Source organism: Salmonella sp. NW38 (genome assembly GCF_051807745.1).
Lineage (GTDB): Bacteria > Pseudomonadota > Gammaproteobacteria > Enterobacterales > Enterobacteriaceae > Salmonella > Salmonella enterica.
The window spans coordinates 69,940-89,527 of sequence record NZ_JAMMTO010000005.1; the positions used below are offsets into that span (position 1 = coordinate 69,940).

17 protein-coding genes are annotated in these 19,588 nt (G+C 52.5%); 5 read left to right on the forward strand and 12 right to left on the reverse strand.

What is annotated here, in order from left to right:
* Positions 1-22 precede the first annotated feature (22 nt).
* On the forward strand, positions 23-1,288 hold the full coding sequence (gene uidC / locus NA624_RS10490; RefSeq protein WP_000712675.1) for a glucuronide uptake porin UidC: 1,266 nt from the start codon (positions 23-25) through the stop codon (positions 1,286-1,288).
* Positions 1,289-1,366: 78 nt separating this feature from the next.
* On the opposite strand, the gene NA624_RS10495 is transcribed toward uidC, so the two are convergent.
* On the reverse strand, positions 1,367-2,671 hold the full coding sequence (locus NA624_RS10495; protein WP_000784371.1) for an MFS transporter: 1,305 nt from the start codon (positions 2,669-2,671) through the stop codon (positions 1,367-1,369).
* Positions 2,672-3,075: 404 nt separating this feature from the next.
* On the opposite strand from NA624_RS10495, the gene uxuA reads away from it, so the two are divergent.
* The 3 genes from uxuA (at position 3,076) to uxaC (ending at position 7,267) form a co-directional block, all read left to right on the forward strand.
* Positions 3,076-4,260, forward strand: a complete 1,185-nt coding sequence (uxuA, locus tag NA624_RS10500; protein WP_000815491.1) for a mannonate dehydratase — start codon at positions 3,076-3,078, stop codon at positions 4,258-4,260.
* 110 nt (positions 4,261-4,370) lie between these two features.
* Positions 4,371-5,843 carry a fructuronate reductase gene (locus NA624_RS10505; protein ID WP_000437132.1) on the forward strand — a complete coding sequence of 491 codons (1,473 nt, stop codon included), beginning with the start codon at positions 4,371-4,373 and terminating at the stop codon, positions 5,841-5,843.
* Positions 5,844-5,854: 11 nt separating this feature from the next.
* Positions 5,855-7,267, forward strand: coding sequence for a glucuronate isomerase (gene uxaC, locus NA624_RS10510; protein ID WP_000190182.1), 1,413 nt, complete (start codon positions 5,855-5,857; stop codon positions 7,265-7,267).
* Between the two features lie 299 nt (positions 7,268-7,566).
* On the opposite strand, the gene NA624_RS10515 is transcribed toward uxaC, so the two are convergent.
* Entirely contained in the window at positions 7,567-8,622 is a 1,056-nt protein-coding gene (locus tag NA624_RS10515; RefSeq protein ID WP_000475253.1) for a methyl-accepting chemotaxis protein, read from the reverse strand.
* Positions 8,623-9,291: 669 nt separating this feature from the next.
* Positions 9,292-11,148 carry a bifunctional glutathionylspermidine amidase/synthase gene (gss, locus tag NA624_RS10520; RefSeq protein ID WP_000033690.1) on the reverse strand — a complete coding sequence of 619 codons (1,857 nt, stop codon included), beginning with the start codon at positions 11,146-11,148 and terminating at the stop codon, positions 9,292-9,294.
* Between the two features lie 226 nt (positions 11,149-11,374).
* Between gss and yghU the strand changes: the two genes are divergently transcribed.
* Positions 11,375-12,241, forward strand: a complete 867-nt coding sequence (gene yghU, locus NA624_RS10525) for a glutathione-dependent disulfide-bond oxidoreductase (protein ID WP_000774852.1) — start codon at positions 11,375-11,377, stop codon at positions 12,239-12,241.
* 67 nt (positions 12,242-12,308) lie between these two features.
* On the opposite strand, the gene NA624_RS10530 is transcribed toward yghU, so the two are convergent.
* The 9 genes from NA624_RS10530 to hybA all read right to left on the reverse strand — a co-directional run bounded on the left by NA624_RS10530 (position 12,309) and on the right by hybA (position 19,586).
* On the reverse strand, positions 12,309-13,019 hold the full coding sequence (locus NA624_RS10530) for a molybdate ABC transporter substrate-binding protein (protein ID WP_001543521.1): 711 nt from the start codon (positions 13,017-13,019) through the stop codon (positions 12,309-12,311).
* Positions 13,019-14,071: an ABC transporter substrate-binding protein gene (locus NA624_RS10535; protein WP_001032015.1), complete on the reverse strand. Its 1,053-nt coding sequence runs from the start codon at positions 14,069-14,071 to the stop codon at positions 13,019-13,021. Before NA624_RS10535 ends, NA624_RS10530 begins: the two co-directional genes overlap by 1 nt.
* A 75-nt stretch (positions 14,072-14,146) precedes the next feature.
* On the reverse strand, positions 14,147-14,395 hold the full coding sequence (hybG, locus tag NA624_RS10540; protein WP_000334887.1) for a hydrogenase maturation factor HybG: 249 nt from the start codon (positions 14,393-14,395) through the stop codon (positions 14,147-14,149).
* 27 nt (positions 14,396-14,422) lie between these two features.
* Positions 14,423-14,764 (reverse strand): hydrogenase maturation nickel metallochaperone HypA, encoded by a 342-nt coding sequence (hypA, locus tag NA624_RS10545; RefSeq protein WP_000544945.1) that lies wholly within the window; start codon positions 14,762-14,764, stop codon positions 14,423-14,425.
* Positions 14,757-15,245, reverse strand: a complete 489-nt coding sequence (hybE, locus tag NA624_RS10550) for a hydrogenase-2 assembly chaperone (RefSeq protein ID WP_000004951.1) — start codon at positions 15,243-15,245, stop codon at positions 14,757-14,759. Before hybE ends, hypA begins: the two co-directional genes overlap by 8 nt.
* Entirely contained in the window at positions 15,238-15,732 is a 495-nt protein-coding gene (locus tag NA624_RS10555; RefSeq protein WP_001221960.1) for a HyaD/HybD family hydrogenase maturation endopeptidase, read from the reverse strand. The genes hybE and NA624_RS10555 overlap by 8 nt, the downstream gene beginning before the upstream one ends.
* A complete protein-coding gene (gene hybC, locus NA624_RS10560) occupies positions 15,732-17,435 on the reverse strand; it encodes a hydrogenase 2 large subunit (RefSeq protein ID WP_000083045.1) in 1,704 nt (567 codons plus the stop codon). The genes NA624_RS10555 and hybC overlap by 1 nt, the downstream gene beginning before the upstream one ends.
* Positions 17,432-18,610 (reverse strand): Ni/Fe-hydrogenase cytochrome b subunit, encoded by a 1,179-nt coding sequence (hybB, locus tag NA624_RS10565; RefSeq protein WP_000017678.1) that lies wholly within the window; start codon positions 18,608-18,610, stop codon positions 17,432-17,434. The genes hybC and hybB overlap by 4 nt, the downstream gene beginning before the upstream one ends.
* On the reverse strand, positions 18,600-19,586 hold the full coding sequence (gene hybA / locus NA624_RS10570; RefSeq protein ID WP_001081721.1) for a hydrogenase 2 operon protein HybA: 987 nt from the start codon (positions 19,584-19,586) through the stop codon (positions 18,600-18,602). The genes hybB and hybA overlap by 11 nt, the downstream gene beginning before the upstream one ends.
* Positions 19,587-19,588 lie beyond the last annotated feature (2 nt).

Consider the following 19,588-nt stretch of genomic DNA (forward strand, 5'->3'; position numbering starts at 1 on the left):
ATAATATACAACAGGTTAAACAATGAAAAAATTCGCGAAGATAGCGGCTATTCCAATAGCAGTAGTCGCGGCCTGTCCTTCTGCCCTGGCCCTACAAATTTCTGATGATGAGTCCGCCTTACGTTTTAGACTGAAAAATGAGTTACGAAGAGCTGATAAGCCCAGCGCGGGCGCAGGCAGAGATATTTATGCCTGGGTTCAGGGTGGGTTAATTGATTTTAATAGCAGCTATTATTCACAACGGATCGGCGTCGAGGGTAGCGCGTATTATGTTTATAAACTCGGTGCTCGCGATAATATGAGTACGCGCTGGTACTTAGACGGACACGAGAGTTTCGGCTATGTGCTTGGCGCAATAAAAATAAAGCCAACAGAAAATAGCCGCTTAAAAATAGGTCGTTTTGGCACCGATTATAGTTATGGCAGCCTCCCCTGGCGAATTCCACTCATCGCCAGCAGCTCACAACGCACGCTACCGACCGCTTCCGAAGGCGCGCTGGGCTACCTGGCGCTGACGCCAAATGTAGAGTTCTGGGCAATGTGGCGTACCCGCGTTTTTCAGTGGACAGACTCAACGACCGGTATTCGCAATGAAGGCGTCTACAACAGTAAAACGGGTCAATATGATCATCATCGTCCACGCGCATTTTTCGCCGCCAGCTGGCACGACGAGAGCAGCCGCTATTCCATAGGCGGCTCGCAGCAAAACGATGTCTCCCGTCAGGTACAGGGTATCTTTGAAAAACGGATACCACTAGACGATGGGTATGCCCTGAAAGGCGAGCTGCTCGGTTTTTACGCCCGGCTGGAGGGGCTAAGTCGTTCATCCACCCAGCCTAATGAGACCGGGTTGGTTAGCGCTCAGTTTACCTGGAGCGCCCCCTGGGGCAGCCTGTTTGCCAGCGGCGGCTATCTGCAACACGCCATGAACGGCGCAGTGGTCGATACCGATATTGGTTATCCCTTCTCTTTAAGCCTCGATCGCAACCGGGAAGGCATGCAGTCCTGGCAGGCGGGCGTTAATTACCGTGTTACGCCACAGCTCACCATGACATTCGCGCCTGTCGTCACGCGCGGTTATGAGTCCAGCCAGCGCGCTGTTCAAATTAAGGGGTTGGGTCTGCTGGGAGCCATAAATTATCGTATTGAAGAGGGGCCGCTAGAGGGCATGAACATTTTTCTTGCCGCTGACAAAGGGCGCGAAAAACGCGACGGTAGCGCGCTGGGCGATCGCTTGAATTACTGGGATGTGAAGATGAGCATCCAGTATGATTTTATGCTCAGGTAAGATGAAGACGGCCACCCGAAGGTGGCCGTTAGAACCCGGTAGCGCTTCGCTTATCAGGCCTGTGAAACCGAGACAGCTTTAGCGGTGAGACGCCAGCGGCTGTTCCGTCATTGGCGGGTGGTGCTTTTCCGGATCTTTAATCAGTACCCACAGGATGATGGCGCCGATAATATCGAACAGACTGAGTGCAATGAAGAACGGGCCGTAACCGATAATAGCGACCAACGCCCCCATAAACAGGTTGAAGCTTAACTGTCCCATCCATGCCGCAGATCCTGCCAGACCGGCAACTGTCGCGACCTCATTTTTCTTGAACAGGTCAGCGCTCATGGTAATCACAACGGTAGACAGCGTCTGGTGCGCAAAACCGCCAATACTCATCAATGCAATGGCGACATACGGGTTAGTCGTAATGCTGACAAAACCGATCGAAATCATCAAAACAGCGCCGATGGTAAAGCTACAACGACGCGCATTGATCGTGGTCATGTGCATCTTTTCCATGAAGAACTTCGCCAGGAAACCGCCTGCAACGCAGCCAAAGTCCGCCGCCAGGAACGGCAACCAGGCAAACATGGCGATCTCTTTTAACGGCAGATGCATCACGTTAATCAGATACAGCGGCATCCAGAAACTCAGCGTTCCCCATGCCGGGTCAGCCAGAAAACGGGTAATCGCCAACGCCCAGAAGTTACGCTTTTTAACGATCTCTTTAACGGCCGGTTTTTTGTTATCGTCCTGGAGATAGCTTTCCTGGCCGTCTTCGATATAACGCAGCTCTTTGTGGGTGATCCACGGGTGTTTATTTGGCGAGTTATAAATCAGGAACCAGGTGATGGCGAACAGCACGCCGATCCCACCGGTAATCACAAACGCCATTTCAGTACCGATGCCGCTATCAGCAAAGGTCAGCATCGCCCAGACCACCAGCGGCGGCGCCAGCATCGCGCCAATCGAAGTACCGATATTAAACAGCCCCCCCGCAATACCGCGTTCTTTCGTCGGGAACCATTCGGCGCTGGCTTTAATCCCGGCCGGAATCGCCGACGCTTCGGTTAGCCCCATCAGACCACGCAGAAATGCCAGGCTTATCCAGCCGCCGGCCAGCGCGTGCGCCATGTTGATCAGCGACCACAACAAGGCAAAGATAAAGAAGCCGATTTTCAGTCCGATGACATCCATCAAATAGCCGGTGATCGGCTGCGCAATGGTGTAACAAAGCTGGAAGGCGCTCACCACCCAGGAATATTGTTGCTCATCAAAATGGAGTTCTTTCATCATCGCTGGCGCCGCAACGCTAAGCGAGCTACGGGACAGGTAGTTTACGATGGTCCCTACGCAGACCAGGCCGATAATCCACCATCTTAATTTTGTCATCTTCATGATAAAGCCTCGTTAAAAAACATTAGCTCCGCGCCGTCTGACCTGTAGCGGGAAAACTGAAATCACAAAAATTGGTTGACCAATCAATATTTTCTCATCCGGACCGGTCAAAATCTGGCGGCAACTCCCGCACTTAGTATTCCTGAAATAAATACATCAACTCATTTCAAGTTGAATGGTGAATGCTTTTCACCCAGCAAAAATTGACACAGATCAAATAAATAAAATTGGCAGACCGTGAATGATGATATTTGTGATTTGGTTAGCCAATTTAGACAATAAGGTTGACATGAGAAAATTTTTGGTTGAATTTAGGAGCCAGAACGGGTTTACAAAGCACGTTTCGATGTTGGCTGGCAATGGGTCAACCACGAAGACGTTATCGCAAGAAGAGGAAACGAGATATGAAACAAACCTGGCGCTGGTACGGACCTAACGACCCGGTAACGCTGTCAGATGTACGCCAGGCTGGCGCAACCGGCGTGGTAACGGCGTTACACCATATCCCGAATGGAGAAATTTGGTCGGTAGACGAGATCCAGAAACGTAAAGCAATCGTTGAAGAGGCGGGTCTGGAGTGGTCTGTGGTAGAGAGCGTACCTATCCACGAAGACATCAAAACCCACACCGGTCAGTACGATTTATGGATCAAAAACTACCAGCAAACGCTACGTAACCTGGCGCAATGCGGTATCTATACGGTTTGTTATAACTTTATGCCGGTGCTGGACTGGACACGTACGGATCTGGAATACGTATTACCGGATGGTTCCAAAGCGTTGCGTTTTGACCAGATTGAATTCGCCGCGTTCGAACTGCACATCCTGAAGCGTCCGGGAGCAGAAGCCGACTATACGGCAGAAGAGATTGCTCAGGCAGAGCGGCGTTTCGCCACCATGAGCGAGGAAGACAAAGCACGTCTGACCCGCAACATTATTGCCGGTTTACCTGGCGCGGAAGAAGGCTATACGCTGGAGCAGTTCCGTCAACACCTGGCGACGTATAAAGATATCGATAAAGCAAAACTGCGTGAACATTTTGCCTATTTCCTGAAAGCCATTATTCCGGTTGCCGACGAGGTTGGCGTGCGTATGGCCGTTCACCCTGACGATCCGCCGCGCCCTATTCTCGGCCTGCCGCGCATTGTCTCTACCATTGAAGATATGCAATGGATGGTGGAAACCGTTAATAGCATGGCGAACGGCTTCACCATGTGTACCGGATCTTACGGCGTGCGCGCCGACAACGATCTGGTTGATATGATCAAGCAATTTGGTCCGCGCATCTACTTTACGCATCTGCGTTCTACGCTGCGCGAAGAGAATCCGAAGACCTTCCACGAGGCCGCCCATTTGCACGGCGATGTGGATATGTATGAAGTCGTTAAAGCGATTGTGGAAGAAGAGCACCGTCGTAAAGCCGAAGGTAGCGACGATCTGATCCCGATGCGCCCGGACCACGGTCATCAGATGCTGGACGATCTGAAGAAGAAAACGAATCCGGGTTATTCCGCCATTGGCCGTCTGAAAGGGCTTGCGGAAGTCCGCGGCGTCGAACTGGCTATCCAGCGCGCTTTCTTTAGCAAATAACCTTCTTTCGCATGGCGCGACGCGTCATGCGATTTCCCCTACTCAATGCAATAGCAACATGCCTCGCCCCGGAGATCGCGGGCGAAGACGTCGAATGACAGGAGTTTGCAATGGAACAGAATATCGCCACCGCCCAGGTTTCCGTCGCCCGCCCAAACTGGGACAAATCACGTCTGGTATCCCGTATTGTGCATCTGGGCTGCGGGGCGTTTCACCGCGCGCACCAGGCGCTCTTTACTCATCATCTACTGGAAAAGAGCGACAGCGACTGGGGCATTTGTGAAGTGAACCTGATGCCGGGTAACGACGCGCGGCTGATCGCGAACCTGAAAGCGCAAAATCTGCTGTACACCGTTGCAGAACGCGGCGCAGAAAGCACCGAACTGAAAATTATCGGTTCAATGAAAGAAGCGCTGCACCCTGAATTCGACGGTCATGCAGGGATTCTGGCGGCAATGGCGCGCCCGGAAACCGCCATCGTCTCCTTAACCGTGACCGAAAAAGGCTACTGCACCGACCCCGCCAGCGGCGAGCTTGATGTCAATAACCCGCTTATCCAAAACGATCTTGCCCATCCACAGCAGCCTAAATCCGCCATTGGCTATATTGTCGAAGCGCTAAACATGCGCCGGGAACAAGGACTAAAAGCTTTTACCGTGCTGTCATGCGATAACGTGCGCGAGAATGGTCACGTCGCGAAGGCTGCCGTCCTCGGTCTGGCAAAAGCTCGCGATGCCGCCCTCGCCGCATGGATTGCCGACAATGTGACCTTCCCCTGCACCATGGTTGACCGCATTGTTCCGGCGGCGACCGAAGAGACGCTACAACTGGTTGCCGACCAGTTAGGGGTTTATGATCCCTGCGCTATCGCCTGCGAACCCTTCCGCCAGTGGGTCATCGAAGATAACTTTGTGAATGGTCGCCCGGACTGGGACACCGTCGGCGCGCAATTCGTTGCAGACGTCGTACCGTTTGAGATGATGAAGCTGCGTATGCTTAACGGCAGTCACTCTTTCCTCGCCTATCTGGGTTATCTCGGCGGGTATGACACTATCGCCGATACCATGACCAACCCGGCTTACCGTCGCGCGGCGCTGGCGCTGATGCTTGATGAACAAGCGCCGACGTTGTCAATGCCGGAAGGCACCGATCTGGAAGGGTATGCGAATTTGTTGATCGCGCGTTTCACTAACCCCTCGTTGAAACACCGCACCTGGCAGATCGCGATGGATGGCAGTCAGAAACTGCCGCAGCGTTTGTTGGACCCGGTACGTCTGCACTTGCAACAGGGCGATGACTATCGCCGCCTGACGCTGGGCGTCGCCGGATGGATGCGTTACGTCGGCGGTGTCGATGAACAAGGTAAAACCATTGATGTCGTCGATCCGCTGCTTGCACAGTATCAGGCGATTCATCAGCAATATCAGACGCCGGAAGAACGCGTTCGCGGGCTACTGGCCATCGAGTCTATCTTTGGCAACGACCTGCCGAAGAACCACGAATTTGTGCAAGCCGTTACCGACGCTTACCAACAGCTATTGCAGAACGGCGCGAAAGCCACGGTAGAAGCGCTGGCTAAGTAAGGAGATAAATCATGGCTACGTTTATGACTGAAGATTTTCTACTTAAAAACGACATTGCCCGCACGCTGTACCATAAATACGCCGCGCCCATGCCGATTTATGACTTCCACTGCCATTTAAGTCCGCAGGAAATTGCCGACGATCGCCGTTTCGATAACCTCGGTCAGATCTGGCTGGAAGGCGACCACTATAAATGGCGAGCGCTACGAAGCGCAGGCGTGGATGAATCGCTGATCACCGGCAAAGAGACCAGCGATTATGAAAAATATATGGCCTGGGCCAATACCGTACCAAAAACGCTGGGTAATCCGCTGTATCACTGGACGCACCTTGAACTACGCCGTCCATTTGGCATTACAGGTACGCTGTTCGGACCGGATACCGCAGAAAGTATCTGGACGCAGTGTAATGAGAAACTGGCGACGCCGGCCTTTTCCGCGCGCGGTATTATGCAGCAGATGAATGTGCGGATGGTCGGAACCACCGACGACCCGATAGATTCTCTGGAATATCACCGCCAGATAGCCGCCGACGACAGCATTGATATTGAAGTCGCGCCAAGCTGGCGCCCCGACAAAGTTTTCAAAATCGAACTGGACGGCTTTGTCGATTACCTGAGGAAACTGGAAGCAGCGGCAGATGTCAGCATTACCCGTTTCGACGATTTACGTCAGGCGCTCACTCGCCGTCTCGACCATTTCGCCGCCTGCGGCTGCCGCGCGTCGGATCATGGCATTGAAACGCTGCGATTTGCACCGGTGCCCGACGACGCGCAGCTTGACGCCATTCTGGGCAAACGTCTGGCTGGCGAAACGCTGAGCGAACTTGAGATCGCCCAGTTTACCACAGCGGTGCTGGTCTGGCTGGGCCGTCAGTACGCTGCGCGCGGCTGGGTGATGCAGCTACATATTGGCGCGATCCGTAACAATAATACCCGTATGTTCCGCCTGCTGGGGCCGGATACCGGCTTTGACTCCATTGGCGATAATAACATTAGCTGGGCGCTCTCCCGTTTGCTCGACAGTATGGATGTGACCAATGAACTGCCCAAGACTATCCTCTATTGCCTGAACCCACGTGATAACGAAGTCCTGGCGACCATGATCGGTAACTTCCAGGGGCCGGGAATTGCCGGAAAAGTGCAGTTTGGTTCCGGCTGGTGGTTTAACGATCAGAAAGACGGGATGCTGCGCCAACTGGAGCAACTGTCGCAAATGGGACTGTTAAGTCAGTTTGTCGGGATGCTGACCGACTCCCGCAGTTTCCTTTCTTATACGCGACATGAATATTTCCGTCGTATTCTCTGTAACCTGCTGGGACAGTGGGCGCAGGACGGAGAGATTCCTGATGATGAAGCGATGCTAAGCCGTATGGTTCAGGATATCTGCTTCAATAATGCCCAGCGTTATTTCACGATTAAATAATCGCTATTAATCTGTGAGCACAGGTTTCAGGTATTTCGAGGGGCAGGAAGGCGGTAAGAGAGTGAGAAATTTAGCAGTAACGCACTTTTCCAGCCAAAGTCTGGCCGCCGATAAAAAGCAAAGATGTCGCTGATTAATCCCGAATCACTTACTAAGGTAAGTGATTCGGGTGAACAAACACAGCCATCTTCTGCGTCATGCTTCTTTTCTCTGTCCGGAATAACTCCAGTGCAGAAAGTGTGATACATCAGTCCTGTTGATGATGGCTCCTGTTGGTTATACGGTAATAACTTATGACTTCACAGTGTGGTTTCTTTTAACAAATCGACAGCCAGCATTTCCAGCTGGTTAACCACCTCATTACTGGATCGCTCCATTCTGTCAAGTTCTTGCGACATCGCATTCATATCGCCTGCGGCAAAATAGTTCAGCGCAGAGTGACCAGCGGTATGCACCTCTTTATGCGGCGCTTCCAGACTACGGAAACTGTAGTAATTGCTAAACTGCTGCCCTTCGAAACCATAGTACCATTTCCCCAGCCGACACTGATCGTGCATCGTTATTTTACTGTTTATGTCTTTATTTAAGAGTAATTTGTAGACTTCCATTTTCCAGATAACATGGTCAACTTTGACAATATTCAAAAACTGCACCGTAGAGATGTACTGCATGACCGATTTCATGCTCAGCGATTTATCGATGACGATGCCAATAGACTCCACAATTTGATTTATGTTAGTCGTAATATTATCAATAACCGGCTGTTGGTTATCCAGCACCTCACTCACTCTGGCCGTATTATCTTTGATTACAGAGGTTAACGTACTGACGCTTTTCGAACTGTGTTTAACATCTTCGGACAGGTTTTTCACCTCTTTCGAAATAACGCTAAAACCACGCCCGGCATCCCCTACGCGCGCGGCCTCGATCGCGGAGTTAATCGCTATCAAATTGGTCTGGTTAGCGATCTTCTGTATCTCTTTAATACACGCATTAATTTGCGTTAAGGAGGTATTTAAGTCGCCCATACGACAGCCAATATCCGATGAAGTCGTGCCAATTTCGGTGATAAATTCCACGAGCGATTTTAATGAACTTCTGGCTTTATCATTCTGTTCGTTAAGTTCATTAATGCGTTCTTTTTCAATGTTGAGCTGCTCACAGGACTTAATGATGGCATTACGAATGATATCGATCGTCGAGATCCCCATCAGAATTTTTTGACACAATATCCGCTCATAAGGCTCAGGAGTATCCACCACCACGTCAGACGCATTAGCGCCAGATTCTGCTGGCGGCGGTATTTTTACAACATTATTATTCCAGTGGCGCAAGCCTAATACTTTTTTAAACATATACCATTCTCCTTATTATATGTGGACATCCTGATCTATGCCTGGATAAAGTATTATCAACTCATGCTAACATAATGAAAAATCGGCTGTCATCTGCCATAACCATACGTTCACCAGAATAAGACAAAACGTCCACTAAACTTAAATAATTACAGAGTAAACTATTCAACAATACTATTAATAGTCATAATGGAAGTCGCTTCACTTTATACGGAAATATTATTTACAAGGCTGACAATAATAGTTGAATAATAATTAACTGCATTTACTTAGGTGTATCTATATCTCAGCCCGAAGATTGCAGACAGGGTTTAAACGCAAACTTTTGCAATAGAAAAATAACCTAACGTAAACTTTTTATATGACCAATAATATCATTTGGACTCATCAATATATTATGCTGTCCGTTTACCAACCAAACAGGCATGACCTAAATCCAAAGGGATAGGGGCGGCGTAACCAGCCGCAAAAAGTATCGAGTAGTCGAAAATCAGGAAACGGATGCGCCAACGCGGCGAGCGTCACCGCCTGCGTCAGAAAAGTTAAGAATAATTTGTGATATTATTTCTCATATGTTACCAGTAAATGTCAGGCTGACAGCCGTTCGCTGGTAAACACAACAGGCGGGATATCGGCACCAACGCCGATATCCCGACGAGAATGACCCCGTTACGCTTTGATGACGATTAACGGTTCAATATCGCTCTCTTTTTTAATGACTAATGAATCATCGCCGCGCAGGCACGTACCGCCGTAGTTACCGCCCACGGTAAACGTACAGACCTGAATATACTTCCCGGCGACCTTCGGCAGGCACCACAACTGCTGATAGATATTTTTCTGCGTGGCGAACTTGCCACTGGTTTTATCCAGGAGTTCTTCCTGATGACTCACCAAATCAATATTACTACCGCAACGTCCGGCAATCGGTTTTACCGCATAGCCGGTCTGCACCAGCTCATCGTTAACGGTAAAATCCGTGTCGAGCAAATAGCGATGATGTGGGAAGAGCGACCACAGGATGGGCAGGATCGCTTTGTTACCCGGGATCACCGTCCACAGCGGTTCAAACACCAACACTTCCGGGCGCAGTAATACATCAATCAGCCGGACTTCATTTTCCGGGTGCCCGGTACGAATAGGCACTGCGGCGTACTCCGTCTCGCTGACTTCGCGTATCTGCTCCATCGCCGTTTCCCACGCCCAGGTTTTCCAGACACAATTCACCAGCCGTCCGTCGCCATCGATCAACTGCCCGGCGTCATCCCAGCGCAACTCGCCCAGCCCGCGGAGAATTTTGCTCGCGAAGCCGGCCTGATGCAGCGCCTGCTGCATAAACTGCGCGTGATAGTCCTCCTCGATATCATCATCCTGCATGATATGGACGAAAGGACGCGCTTTACTGTGTTTCCAGGCGCCTGCCAGCTCGTTAATTAAGCCCTCTGCCGGGTTATGCCCTTTACCGGTATAGCCCTGCTCAGCCCATTTTTCGAGAATTAATCCCGCTTCGGTATGGCATGATGCGGAATCGGCATTGTATTCATAGACTTTCAGCCCGCGTTCATCCATGCAGAAATCCATACGACCGGTGATCATATGGTGACGACGGCGCTGCCAGGAGAGACGCAGGCGCGGCCAAAGAATTTTGGGGATATCGAATAGCGCCAGCAGATTATCGTCTTTTAAAACTTTGTCCGTGGCGTGCAGGTACATCAAATGCAACTCATTGGTCGCTTTGATAAGCTCCTGTTCAGCGCTCTCGGTGATGGTAAAATACTGGTACGGGTCCTGATTGATAACGTGTCCGTTCGCCTGTACATAGGCTTTTTGTAACGGATCGCGCTCATCCAACCACTGACCGTCAAACTGACCTTTCTCTGGCAGTCTTGCGCCGCGAATCGCCAGCGACTGATTCGCGATGTCAGGCTGTGACAAACTGTATTGCGTGTCGTCGGTCTGGATCATCCAGCCTAAAATCGTCGTGTCATCAAAGGTGTCGCGCAGGGTGTAACACCCGTTTTCTACGACCATTTCCAGTTCGCGAGTCCACTGCTGCCCTGGCGGCAATGGCGTGTGGATAACGTTTTGCTCAGCAATACGAATTTTGTTATCCAGGAGTTGGGTGATAATCGCGACGTGCCCGGTTTCGTTAAACTCGCCGCCCTTTTGCCAGATGAGCAGCGCCCCGGCCTCCGGCGCGCGCGGCGAACCGTTCGGGAAGGCCTGCAAAGGCAAAATATTGTCATTCACGACCTCGCGCAGAAAACGCAGCGAGAAGATTTCCCAGGCCATGCCGACGTCAGTAAAAACAACGCCATAATTCAGAAAGAGAAAACGGCGGGCAAATTCCACGCACTGCCATTTATGCCCCATGTATTCATCGTCGATGTAGCTACGAAAAGCTGCGTCGTCGTCGTCCCACGGATCGAGGGAATTGTAATCTGAAGAGTAGATCGCTACGCCGCCGGGGGCGTAACCCAATAATGTCCCGAAGGGGGCATCCTGACTGGTGGTTCCTTTGCTCATGCACTTACCTCAAAACAAGACCGCCTGAGCAGCCTGGCGTAATTTCGCTCTGATTGTCTGCTCTGTGACACTAACCGGACAGAGGTCGACATAATCATACACCTCAATAAGGCACACTGAGGCCAGAAGGTTAAAATTTCACTCGCCGGAATGTCCCAATCGGTTAAATGTCCGGTTAGCAAGCTGCTACACTGCTTCAACACCACCACTGTGAAGGCAGGTCAATATGGCAGATAATACTTATCAACCCGCAAAAGTCTGGACGTGGGATAAATCCGGCGGCGGCGCGTTCGCTAACATTAATCGCCCGGTTTCCGGCCCGACGCACGACAAAACGCTGCCCGTCGGCAAACATCCGTTACAGCTTTATTCGCTGGGGACGCCTAACGGCCAGAAAGTGACCATTATGCTGGAAGAGCTCCTGGCGCTGGGCGTGACCGGCGCCGAATATGACGCCTGGTTGATTCGCATCGGCGAGGGCGATCAGTTCTCCAGCGGCTTTGTTGACATCAATCCGAACTCAAAAATCCCGGCGCTGCGCGATAACTCACACAACCCGCCGATTCGAGTTTTTGAGTCGGGCGCAATTCTTGTTTATCTGGCGGATAAGTTTGGCCATTTCCTGCCGCAGGATCTGGCTAAGCGCACAGAAACCCTTAACTGGTTGTTCTGGCTACAGGGCGCGGCGCCGTTCCTCGGTGGCGGTTTCGGTCATTTCTATCATTATGCGCCGGTAAAAATTGAGTACGCCATTAATCGCTTCACCATGGAAGCCAAGCGTCTGCTGGACGTGCTGGATAAGCAGTTAGCTCATCACCCGTATGTCGCGGGAGAAGAGTACACTATTGCCGATATGGCCATCTGGCCGTGGTTCGGCAACGTGGTGCTGGGGAATGTCTATGATGCAGCGGAGTTTCTGGATGCCGGAAGTTATCAAAACGTACAACGCTGGGCGAAACAGGTAGCCGAACGTCCGGCGGTAAAGCGGGGGCGCATTGTCAACCGGACCAACGGCCCATTGAACGAACAGCTTCACGAACGCCATGACGCCAGCGACTTCGAAAACCATACCGAAGATAAACGTCAAAGTTAAACCATAATGCCGGATGGGGTAGTAATGTCGTCATCCGGCATGGTATTTCCTGCTGACGCTTCGCTTATCAGTTCTGCGAGCGTGTCATATGCGGCGCTTCACTAAACCCATGTTGCATGAGAATCGACCTCGCCCGTGCTGATAGTAAAAAGTCGGCAAGCGTTTTTCCCTGCTCGCTCAGGCAGGCAAAGCCATATTCAGCCACGGGATTATAAGGTTCCGGGATATCAACCACTCGCAGCGAATTAACCAGCCGTAGCCTGGGAGCATAGCTGGCATAGCCGATAAAGATATCGGTGTAATCATGATTGATGAGCCATTCCGCCGCCAGCCGGCCCGCCGGTAACGGCAAAGTCTGCCTGCCGCCAACCAGCGCTACCGCGCGTTTTCGGACCGCTTCGCCTTCCTTGCCCATCCGCGAAAAAAGCTGTTGCGTATAATCGCCGGAAGGATCGCAACCTGCTGTTGAGGTGCCGATCCGCAGATCCCGCCGGGTTAACAGCGACAGCCAGTCCTCGCCTTCACGCATCGCCTGCGCCCGCACGCTCAGACACAAACGGTTCGTCGTAAAAGGCGCGACCCACAGCGCCCGCCCGCTTTCCAGCAGCGCCTGCGGATGCGCCAGGTTCGCCGAAGCAAAAAAGTCGCACGCTTCGCCCGCTTCGATGCGTTCACGTAACAACCCCGCCGGACCGAAATCACATACCGCATCCGCCTGAAACGCCGCCATTAGCTGCGGCCAGACGACACGCAAGCTCCCCGCAGCCAGTATTCGCATCACTGTACGCCCTGATAGTCAGTACGGTAAAAACGTTGATACCAGTCGTTAGCGGCCTTTTGCATGTCAATATCGTGGAATTTTTCCGGATAGAGTTTTTTCGCCATCCACAGTTCGCCGATTCCCACCGCCTCCGGCATCGGATATCCCCAGGCTTTGGCATAATCCGGCATCAGGTAAACCCGATGATGCTTCACCGCGTCAATGACCTGCCACTGGGGATTGTGCAGGATCTCATTGACGACCTTCGGATAGCGATTCTGGACAAAGATCACCTGTGGATCCCAGGCGATCACCTGCTCCATTGTCACCTGCTTAAAGCCTTTCACCGAGGATGCCGCTACATTCAGCGCCCCCGCATGGGCCATCATCAGACCGGTATATTTACCGGAACCGTAGGTGGTCAGCTCCGGATTCGCCATATAGGCGCGAACCCGCTCATTTTCAGGAACCGACTGCAAACGGTCGCTGACCATTTTGCGACCTTTATCCATCGCCTCAATCAGCGCTTTCGCCTCCTGCGGTTTATTGACGATATCGCCAATCAGCGTTATTCCTTCACGCAGCCCGCGGTTGTAAGCCTGCTCTTCATCGGCCAGGGTCGGGTTCATTTTAGCCTGCTCGCCAACAACATCATGGCGCAGCGAAATCGCCACCACCGGAATGCCAAGACGGCTGATCTTGTCGATCATCTCCTGCGGAGCGTAATTCGTGACAAACACCACCTGCGGGTGCAGCGCCACCAGTTTTTCAGGATCAACGTGCGTTAGATCGCCCAGCGAGGCTTTTTGCGCCAGTTCCGGCGCCAGACGCGCATAGCCGTCGCCTAATTGCTGTTTCCAGTTCGCCATGACCCCAACGATTTTGTCAGTGGCATTCATCTGTACAAGGAGATTGAGCGTTTGATGCTGGAGCACCACCACTCTGTCGACGGTGTCGGGAACCGTGACCTGGCGGCCAAGTTGATCGGTAAAAGTACGCGCCGCCTGTGACATTAACGGCCAGCAAAAAAGCAACGCCAGCAGAGAGAGCTGGCGCAAAAATTTATTCATAGGTTTCGCCCCATAATCGATATATAAATAATTATACAACGATTATAGAGCGATATAATAGAGGTGATTAAGGGATCACGCGCTGGTGATGTCGTACTCCATGCGGCGCAGCGCATCTAACGTGGCTTTCGCTTCGTCTTCGTCAATGATGCTCATCGCAAAACCAACGTGTACCAATACCCATTGCCCTATCAGATCGGCTGGCTTACCTTCACAAATCAGAGCAATATTGACATCACGTTTGATGCCACACACTTCCACCTGCGCAAGCTGGTGAATATCATCTCCGACGGCCAGCACCTGACCGGGGACGCCAATACACATAATTAACCACCTGGAATAAAATGCGGGTTATTCGACCTCAATACTTTTTACTTTCAACGAATCGCCGGTATCCACCCGCAGGCGATCGCCATGACAATGCGGACATTGCGCGTCATGCCTGAGAATTTCCACCACCTGACTGCAATCCCAGCACCAGGCCTGGGCCGGTCTGTAGTCGATGTGCAATTCGCACCCTTGCGCTAAAGTCCCCTGGCAGGCGATGTCAAAGCTGAAACGAACCGCGCGCTCTTCAACGCACGAAAGCGCGCCTATCTCCAGCCATACGCCGGTGACGCGCGCCACGCCGTGCTGTTCTGCCTGCTGCTGAATAATTTCAACGGCGCTTTGGCAAAGAGACAGCTCATGCATTCTCACAGCTCCGACGGCCAAACAGCAACGCACGCCGGCTTGTCTGCGGCGCATCAGGATTGCTTACCGGCAGGGATAACAGCATCCGCGCGCAGTCATCCGCCAGCCGGACGCCCTCTTCCGGCGACAGGCTACGGGAAAGCGGCGACATCAACGAGCAGGCAAGATATTGCGAAACGCCTTCCAGTTCGCCAACGGTAAAGGTCATCGTGCCATAAGGCAGTTGCAGACCGAGTTTTTCACCGACGGTACGCCCGGGCCAGATCTGGTCCGGGCCAGGGAAGATTAATGCGCTTAACATCCACGGCGTAATTACCGTGCCCGTCCATTGTCCTTCAAACAACGTAAAATCAGAGACATGCACAGGCATAGTCGGATGCAGAAACGAAAGATCGTGCATCGAACGATGGGCTATCTCTTCAAACGCCGCCTGAACCCGGGCGACGGGCGCCGTGTCGAATCCGGAAAACGTTTCAGACATGCGCCGTCTCCTTAGGAATTGCTTCGACGCCGGATTCACGCAGCGCAGCAAGAACCTGCTCAAGCGCAGGTTCAATCATCGCCTCGACGGTTGGCGTTAAGCCGATGTGCGGTTCCAGCGACTGTGGAATAACGCCGACTAGGGTCAACTTCTTCGGAAACTCGCCGGTAAAGCGGAGGGCCGACAATACGTCGGCCAGTCCAAGCTGATGGGGGGAGATTTTGTTGGTGAACAACGCCGGAACTTCATCGTCGCGCAGTACCATAATGGTTCCCGGCGCGTTCTTTTTCGACACGATGGCGTCGGCAATGATCAAATGATCCCGATTCGCCATATCGCCAAGAAGTTCCATTCCCGCCGTACCGCCATCCAGAATCTCAACGAAATCCGGCAGGGTGTATCGTTGCTCTAACGCTTCAACAATACGCACCCCGATGGCTTCATCGGTCAGCAAAATATTGCCGACCCCTAAGACTAATATCCGCATTACAAAACCTTCACCGAGACCACTTCATTGCCATCGGCGTCCACCACGTGTACCGCGCACGCCATGCAAGGGTCGAAGGAGTGGATGGTACGTACCACTTCCAGCGGCTTCGCCGGATCGGCGATCGGCGTACCGACCAGCGACTGTTCGTACGGCCCCACGTCATCGTTGAAGTTACGCGGACCTGAGTTCCAGGTCGATGGCACCACTGCCTGATAGTTACTGATAATACCGTCTTTAATCACCATCCAGTGAGACAGCATACCGCGCGGCGCCTCCAGGAAGCCCACGCCTTTGAACTCGCCCGTCGCCGGAATGTTCGGCTTCACAAACGTGGTGTAATCGCCTTTGCCGATATTTACAATCAGCGCGTTGTATTGATCCTGCAATACGTTTTGCAGTTCACAACAGTGAACGGTACGCCCGATGATACGACCCAGCGTAGAGTGAAGTTGCGCCATTTCCAGCGTTTTGCCGGTCAGCTTCTGATAAAGCGCAATGATTTCATTGAGCTTGGTCTGGGTGGATTCACGACCTGCAGCCAGTTTACACAGCATGTTCGCCAGCGGCCCGACTTCGACGGTTTTGCCGTAGAATGTCGGCGACTTGACCCATGAGTATTTACCGTCATCCGACCAACCGTCGTAAGCCGGAATCGTGGTGCCTTCCCACGGTGCCTGCGGCGCTTCATCTTTATACCAGGCGTGCTTCGCGCTCTCCTGAATACCTTTAATCAGGAACTCGTCGGAGTGAGAGGTGATCGGACGGTATGTCGACAGATCGGCATTGGTAATGTAACCGCCCGGGAACAGGAAACTGCCGTTTTTACCGTCGGTCGGGAATTCTGGCGCGCTCAGGTAGTTCACCGCGCCTTTGCCGCGCTCCAGCCATTCCGGATAGTAGGCCGCGATGACTGCGGTATCCACTTTATACACCTGCTCGACAAAATCGCTCAGCTTATCGATAAACGATTTGATGTACATCAGGCGTTCAAGGTTCAACGTACCGATGCTGTCGAGATTGATCGGGTTCGCCACCCCACCGACCGCCAGGTTCTGGATATGCGGCGATTTACCGCCCAGCAACGCCACCACGCGGTTAGCGTCACGCTGACATTCCAGCGCCTGCAGATAGTGGGCGACCGCAATCAGGTTGACCTCCGGCGGTAACTGCATTGCCGGGTGCCCCCAGTAGCCATTGGCGAAAATACCTAGCTGACCGCTGGCGACAAGATCCTTGATCTTGTTCTGAACTTTCGTGAACTCTTGCGCGCTGTTCAGGTGCCAGCTCGACACGCCATCCAGCATCGCGGAGGCTTTTTCCGGATCGGCTTTCAGCGCAGAGGTAATGTCCACCCAGTCCAGCGCAGAGAGCTGGTAGAAATGGACAATGTGGTCATGGGTGGTATGCGCCGCCAGAATAATATTACGGATATACTGCGCGTTGACGGGAACATCAATATTCAGCGCGCTTTCCGCCGCACGAACGGAGGAGATCGCGTGAGTTGTCGTACAAACGCCGCAAATACGTTGCACAATCATCCACGCATCGCGCGGATCGCGGTTCTTCACGATCTCTTCCATACCGCGCCACATGGTGCCGGACGCCCATGCTTTGGATACGACGCCGTTCTCAATTTCGCAGTCAATGCGTAAATGACCCTCAATACGGGTTACCGGATCAATAGTAATTCTCTGGCTCATGCTTTGCTCGCCTCATGACGATTATGATCGTTTTGTTTTAAAGGAGGAAGTATCGGCAGTAGACGAATGAGTACGATGTATGCACAAATCTCAATGGCCACAAAACCAATAGAAATCAACAATTCTTCCCAGGTTGGGAAGTAGTGGTAGCCGCCACCCGGGTTGAATGCCACCAGCGAATAGGTCAGACGCCACGTCGCGCAGCCCAACAGCGCGCTCAGCGCCGACAGGTACAGCATACGAGAGTCATTACGCAGTTTCGCCACACGCAGCACCACTAACGGGAAGACCATCAGGACGACTTCAATCCAGAACATAGCGGAGTAAAAATCGCCGGCAAACGCATAGGACAGCTTGTCGCGATAAATCAGTTCGCCAAAGCGCAGGACGACGAAAATCGCCAGCAGCACGCTGATGGTATTCGTCAGCTTAACAAACAAATTTTTCTCATCCGGACCGTTTCCTTTCAGGCCTGCCTGAACCAGCGAACCCTCAAATATGACAATGGAGAAGCCCATGATAAACGCGGTCAGAACCGAGAACAGCGGCAGCATTTCATAGCTTTGCCATAGCGGATGTACTTTATAGCCCGCCGAGATCATCAATGACCCCATTGAGGACTGGTGCATCGTCGGCAGCAGCGCGCCCAGCGCGATAATAAAGAACATCACCTTATTCAGACGCTTGAGCGACACTTTCCAGCCCAGACGTTCAAACAGGGCAGGCGCAAACTCCAGCGCCATCACGCCGATGTAGATGGTCATACAGACCGCCGTCTCAAACAGTACCGAGTTCACGTTGAAGTGACCTGGAATGTAGAAGTACGGCAGGTTCCAGTAACGACCGACGTCGATAGTGATCGACAGGCCGCCCAGCGAGTAACCAAACAAGCTTGCCAGCAACGCCGGGCGCACCAACGGATGGTATTGCCCACGGTTAAAGACATACACCGCCCATGCCAACGCCCAACCGCCGCAGGCAAAGCCGGTGCCGATCAACAGGTCAAAGGCAATCCAGACGCCCCACGGGAAACCGCCGTTCAGGTCGGAAACGGAGCCCAACCCGAAGACCAGACGCTTCACGATAAGGAGCATACACAGGACGATTAACGGTCCAAAAATAATGACCGGTTTACTGATGATTTTTCCGCCCAGCGGTTTTGGATCATGACTCATGATCGTCTCCTCCATCGTGATGGTCGTTTTTGCTATTACGACGAACCAGCACGGTTAAGCCCGCCAGCGCAGCCAGGGGTAGTATCATGCCTTTATAAAGCGTGTGTTGAACATGCTCGGAGCGCGCTCCGGTTGAAAGGTCATCCAGCTTCGGCAGATCCAGATCTTCATAAGGAACGCCTGTCAGCACCAGCACCTGAGTACCACCGCCCTCTTTTTCACCGTAGAGGTGTGGGTAGTATTTAGGCACCGTATGTAGATAGGTGTCGTCCGTTTTCAACGTCTGGCGCGGATAGTGATATTCACTGCCTGGTTTGAGGGCCAGACGTTTTTTCGCTTCCGCCATCAGCTCTTCACGAGTACCGAAAATGACGGCCCCTGCCGGACAAACTTCCACACACCCAGGCAAACCGCCTTTATCCAGACGCTCAACGCCTTTCTGGTTACACAGCTCACACTTGTGAAGCGCGCCAAACGGATTGTTGTAGTCGTACTTAGGTACGTTGTACGGGCAGGCAACCATACAGTAACGGCAGCCGGTGCAGACATCTTTGTCATAGTGGACGATGCCGGTTTTCGGATCTTTTTTCAGCGCCGACACCGGACAAACGGAAACGCAGTTAGGATCGACGCAGTGCATACACTGTTTCTTGATGTAGGCATAGCCGTTCTCTTCCTGATCTTTGTTCACGCCCGTGCCGCTACGCCATACCTGGATAATGTTATTGGTATACGGCGACAGCTTGTCGTTGTTCGACCAGGTCTGCTCCCCTTCCGGGTTACGCGCCGGGAAGTTGATATCCTGACACTTTGTGACGCAGGCCTGACAGCCCACGCACAGAGTGGAGTCATACAGCATGCCCAGCGAACCTGGAATTGGCGGACGGTTTTCTGCAGCCGCATGGCTGACAGACGGCGCGGCGCCCAACAGCAATGCTCCACCGGAGGCTGCTTTAATAAAGTCACGTCTGTTCACGG

What these genes read in the sequence shown, in the direction of transcription:
- NA624_RS10515 (WP_000475253.1), bottom strand. Translation starts at nt 8,622, where the DNA reads ATGTTTAAAAAAGTATTAGGCTTGCGCCACTGGAATAATAATGTTGTA.
- hybE (WP_000004951.1), bottom strand. Translation starts at nt 15,245, where the DNA reads ATGTCTGAAACGTTTTCCGGATTCGACACGGCGCCCGTCGCCCGGGTT.
- yghU (WP_000774852.1), top strand. Translation starts at nt 11,375, where the DNA reads ATGGCAGATAATACTTATCAACCCGCAAAAGTCTGGACGTGGGATAAA.
- hypA (WP_000544945.1), bottom strand. Translation starts at nt 14,764, where the DNA reads ATGCATGAGCTGTCTCTTTGCCAAAGCGCCGTTGAAATTATTCAGCAG.
- NA624_RS10555 (WP_001221960.1), bottom strand. Translation starts at nt 15,732, where the DNA reads ATGCGGATATTAGTCTTAGGGGTCGGCAATATTTTGCTGACCGATGAA.
- uxaC (WP_000190182.1), top strand. Translation starts at nt 5,855, where the DNA reads ATGGCTACGTTTATGACTGAAGATTTTCTACTTAAAAACGACATTGCC.
- uxuA (WP_000815491.1), top strand. Translation starts at nt 3,076, where the DNA reads ATGAAACAAACCTGGCGCTGGTACGGACCTAACGACCCGGTAACGCTG.
- gss (WP_000033690.1), bottom strand. Translation starts at nt 11,148, where the DNA reads ATGAGCAAAGGAACCACCAGTCAGGATGCCCCCTTCGGGACATTATTG.
- hybG (WP_000334887.1), bottom strand. Translation starts at nt 14,395, where the DNA reads ATGTGTATTGGCGTCCCCGGTCAGGTGCTGGCCGTCGGAGATGATATT.
- NA624_RS10495 (WP_000784371.1), bottom strand. Translation starts at nt 2,671, where the DNA reads ATGAAGATGACAAAATTAAGATGGTGGATTATCGGCCTGGTCTGCGTA.
- uidC (WP_000712675.1), top strand. Translation starts at nt 23, where the DNA reads ATGAAAAAATTCGCGAAGATAGCGGCTATTCCAATAGCAGTAGTCGCG.
- hybC (WP_000083045.1), bottom strand. Translation starts at nt 17,435, where the DNA reads ATGAGCCAGAGAATTACTATTGATCCGGTAACCCGTATTGAGGGTCAT.
- hybB (WP_000017678.1), bottom strand. Translation starts at nt 18,610, where the DNA reads ATGAGTCATGATCCAAAACCGCTGGGCGGAAAAATCATCAGTAAACCG.
- NA624_RS10505 (WP_000437132.1), top strand. Translation starts at nt 4,371, where the DNA reads ATGGAACAGAATATCGCCACCGCCCAGGTTTCCGTCGCCCGCCCAAAC.
- NA624_RS10530 (WP_001543521.1), bottom strand. Translation starts at nt 13,019, where the DNA reads ATGCGAATACTGGCTGCGGGGAGCTTGCGTGTCGTCTGGCCGCAGCTA.
- NA624_RS10535 (WP_001032015.1), bottom strand. Translation starts at nt 14,071, where the DNA reads ATGAATAAATTTTTGCGCCAGCTCTCTCTGCTGGCGTTGCTTTTTTGC.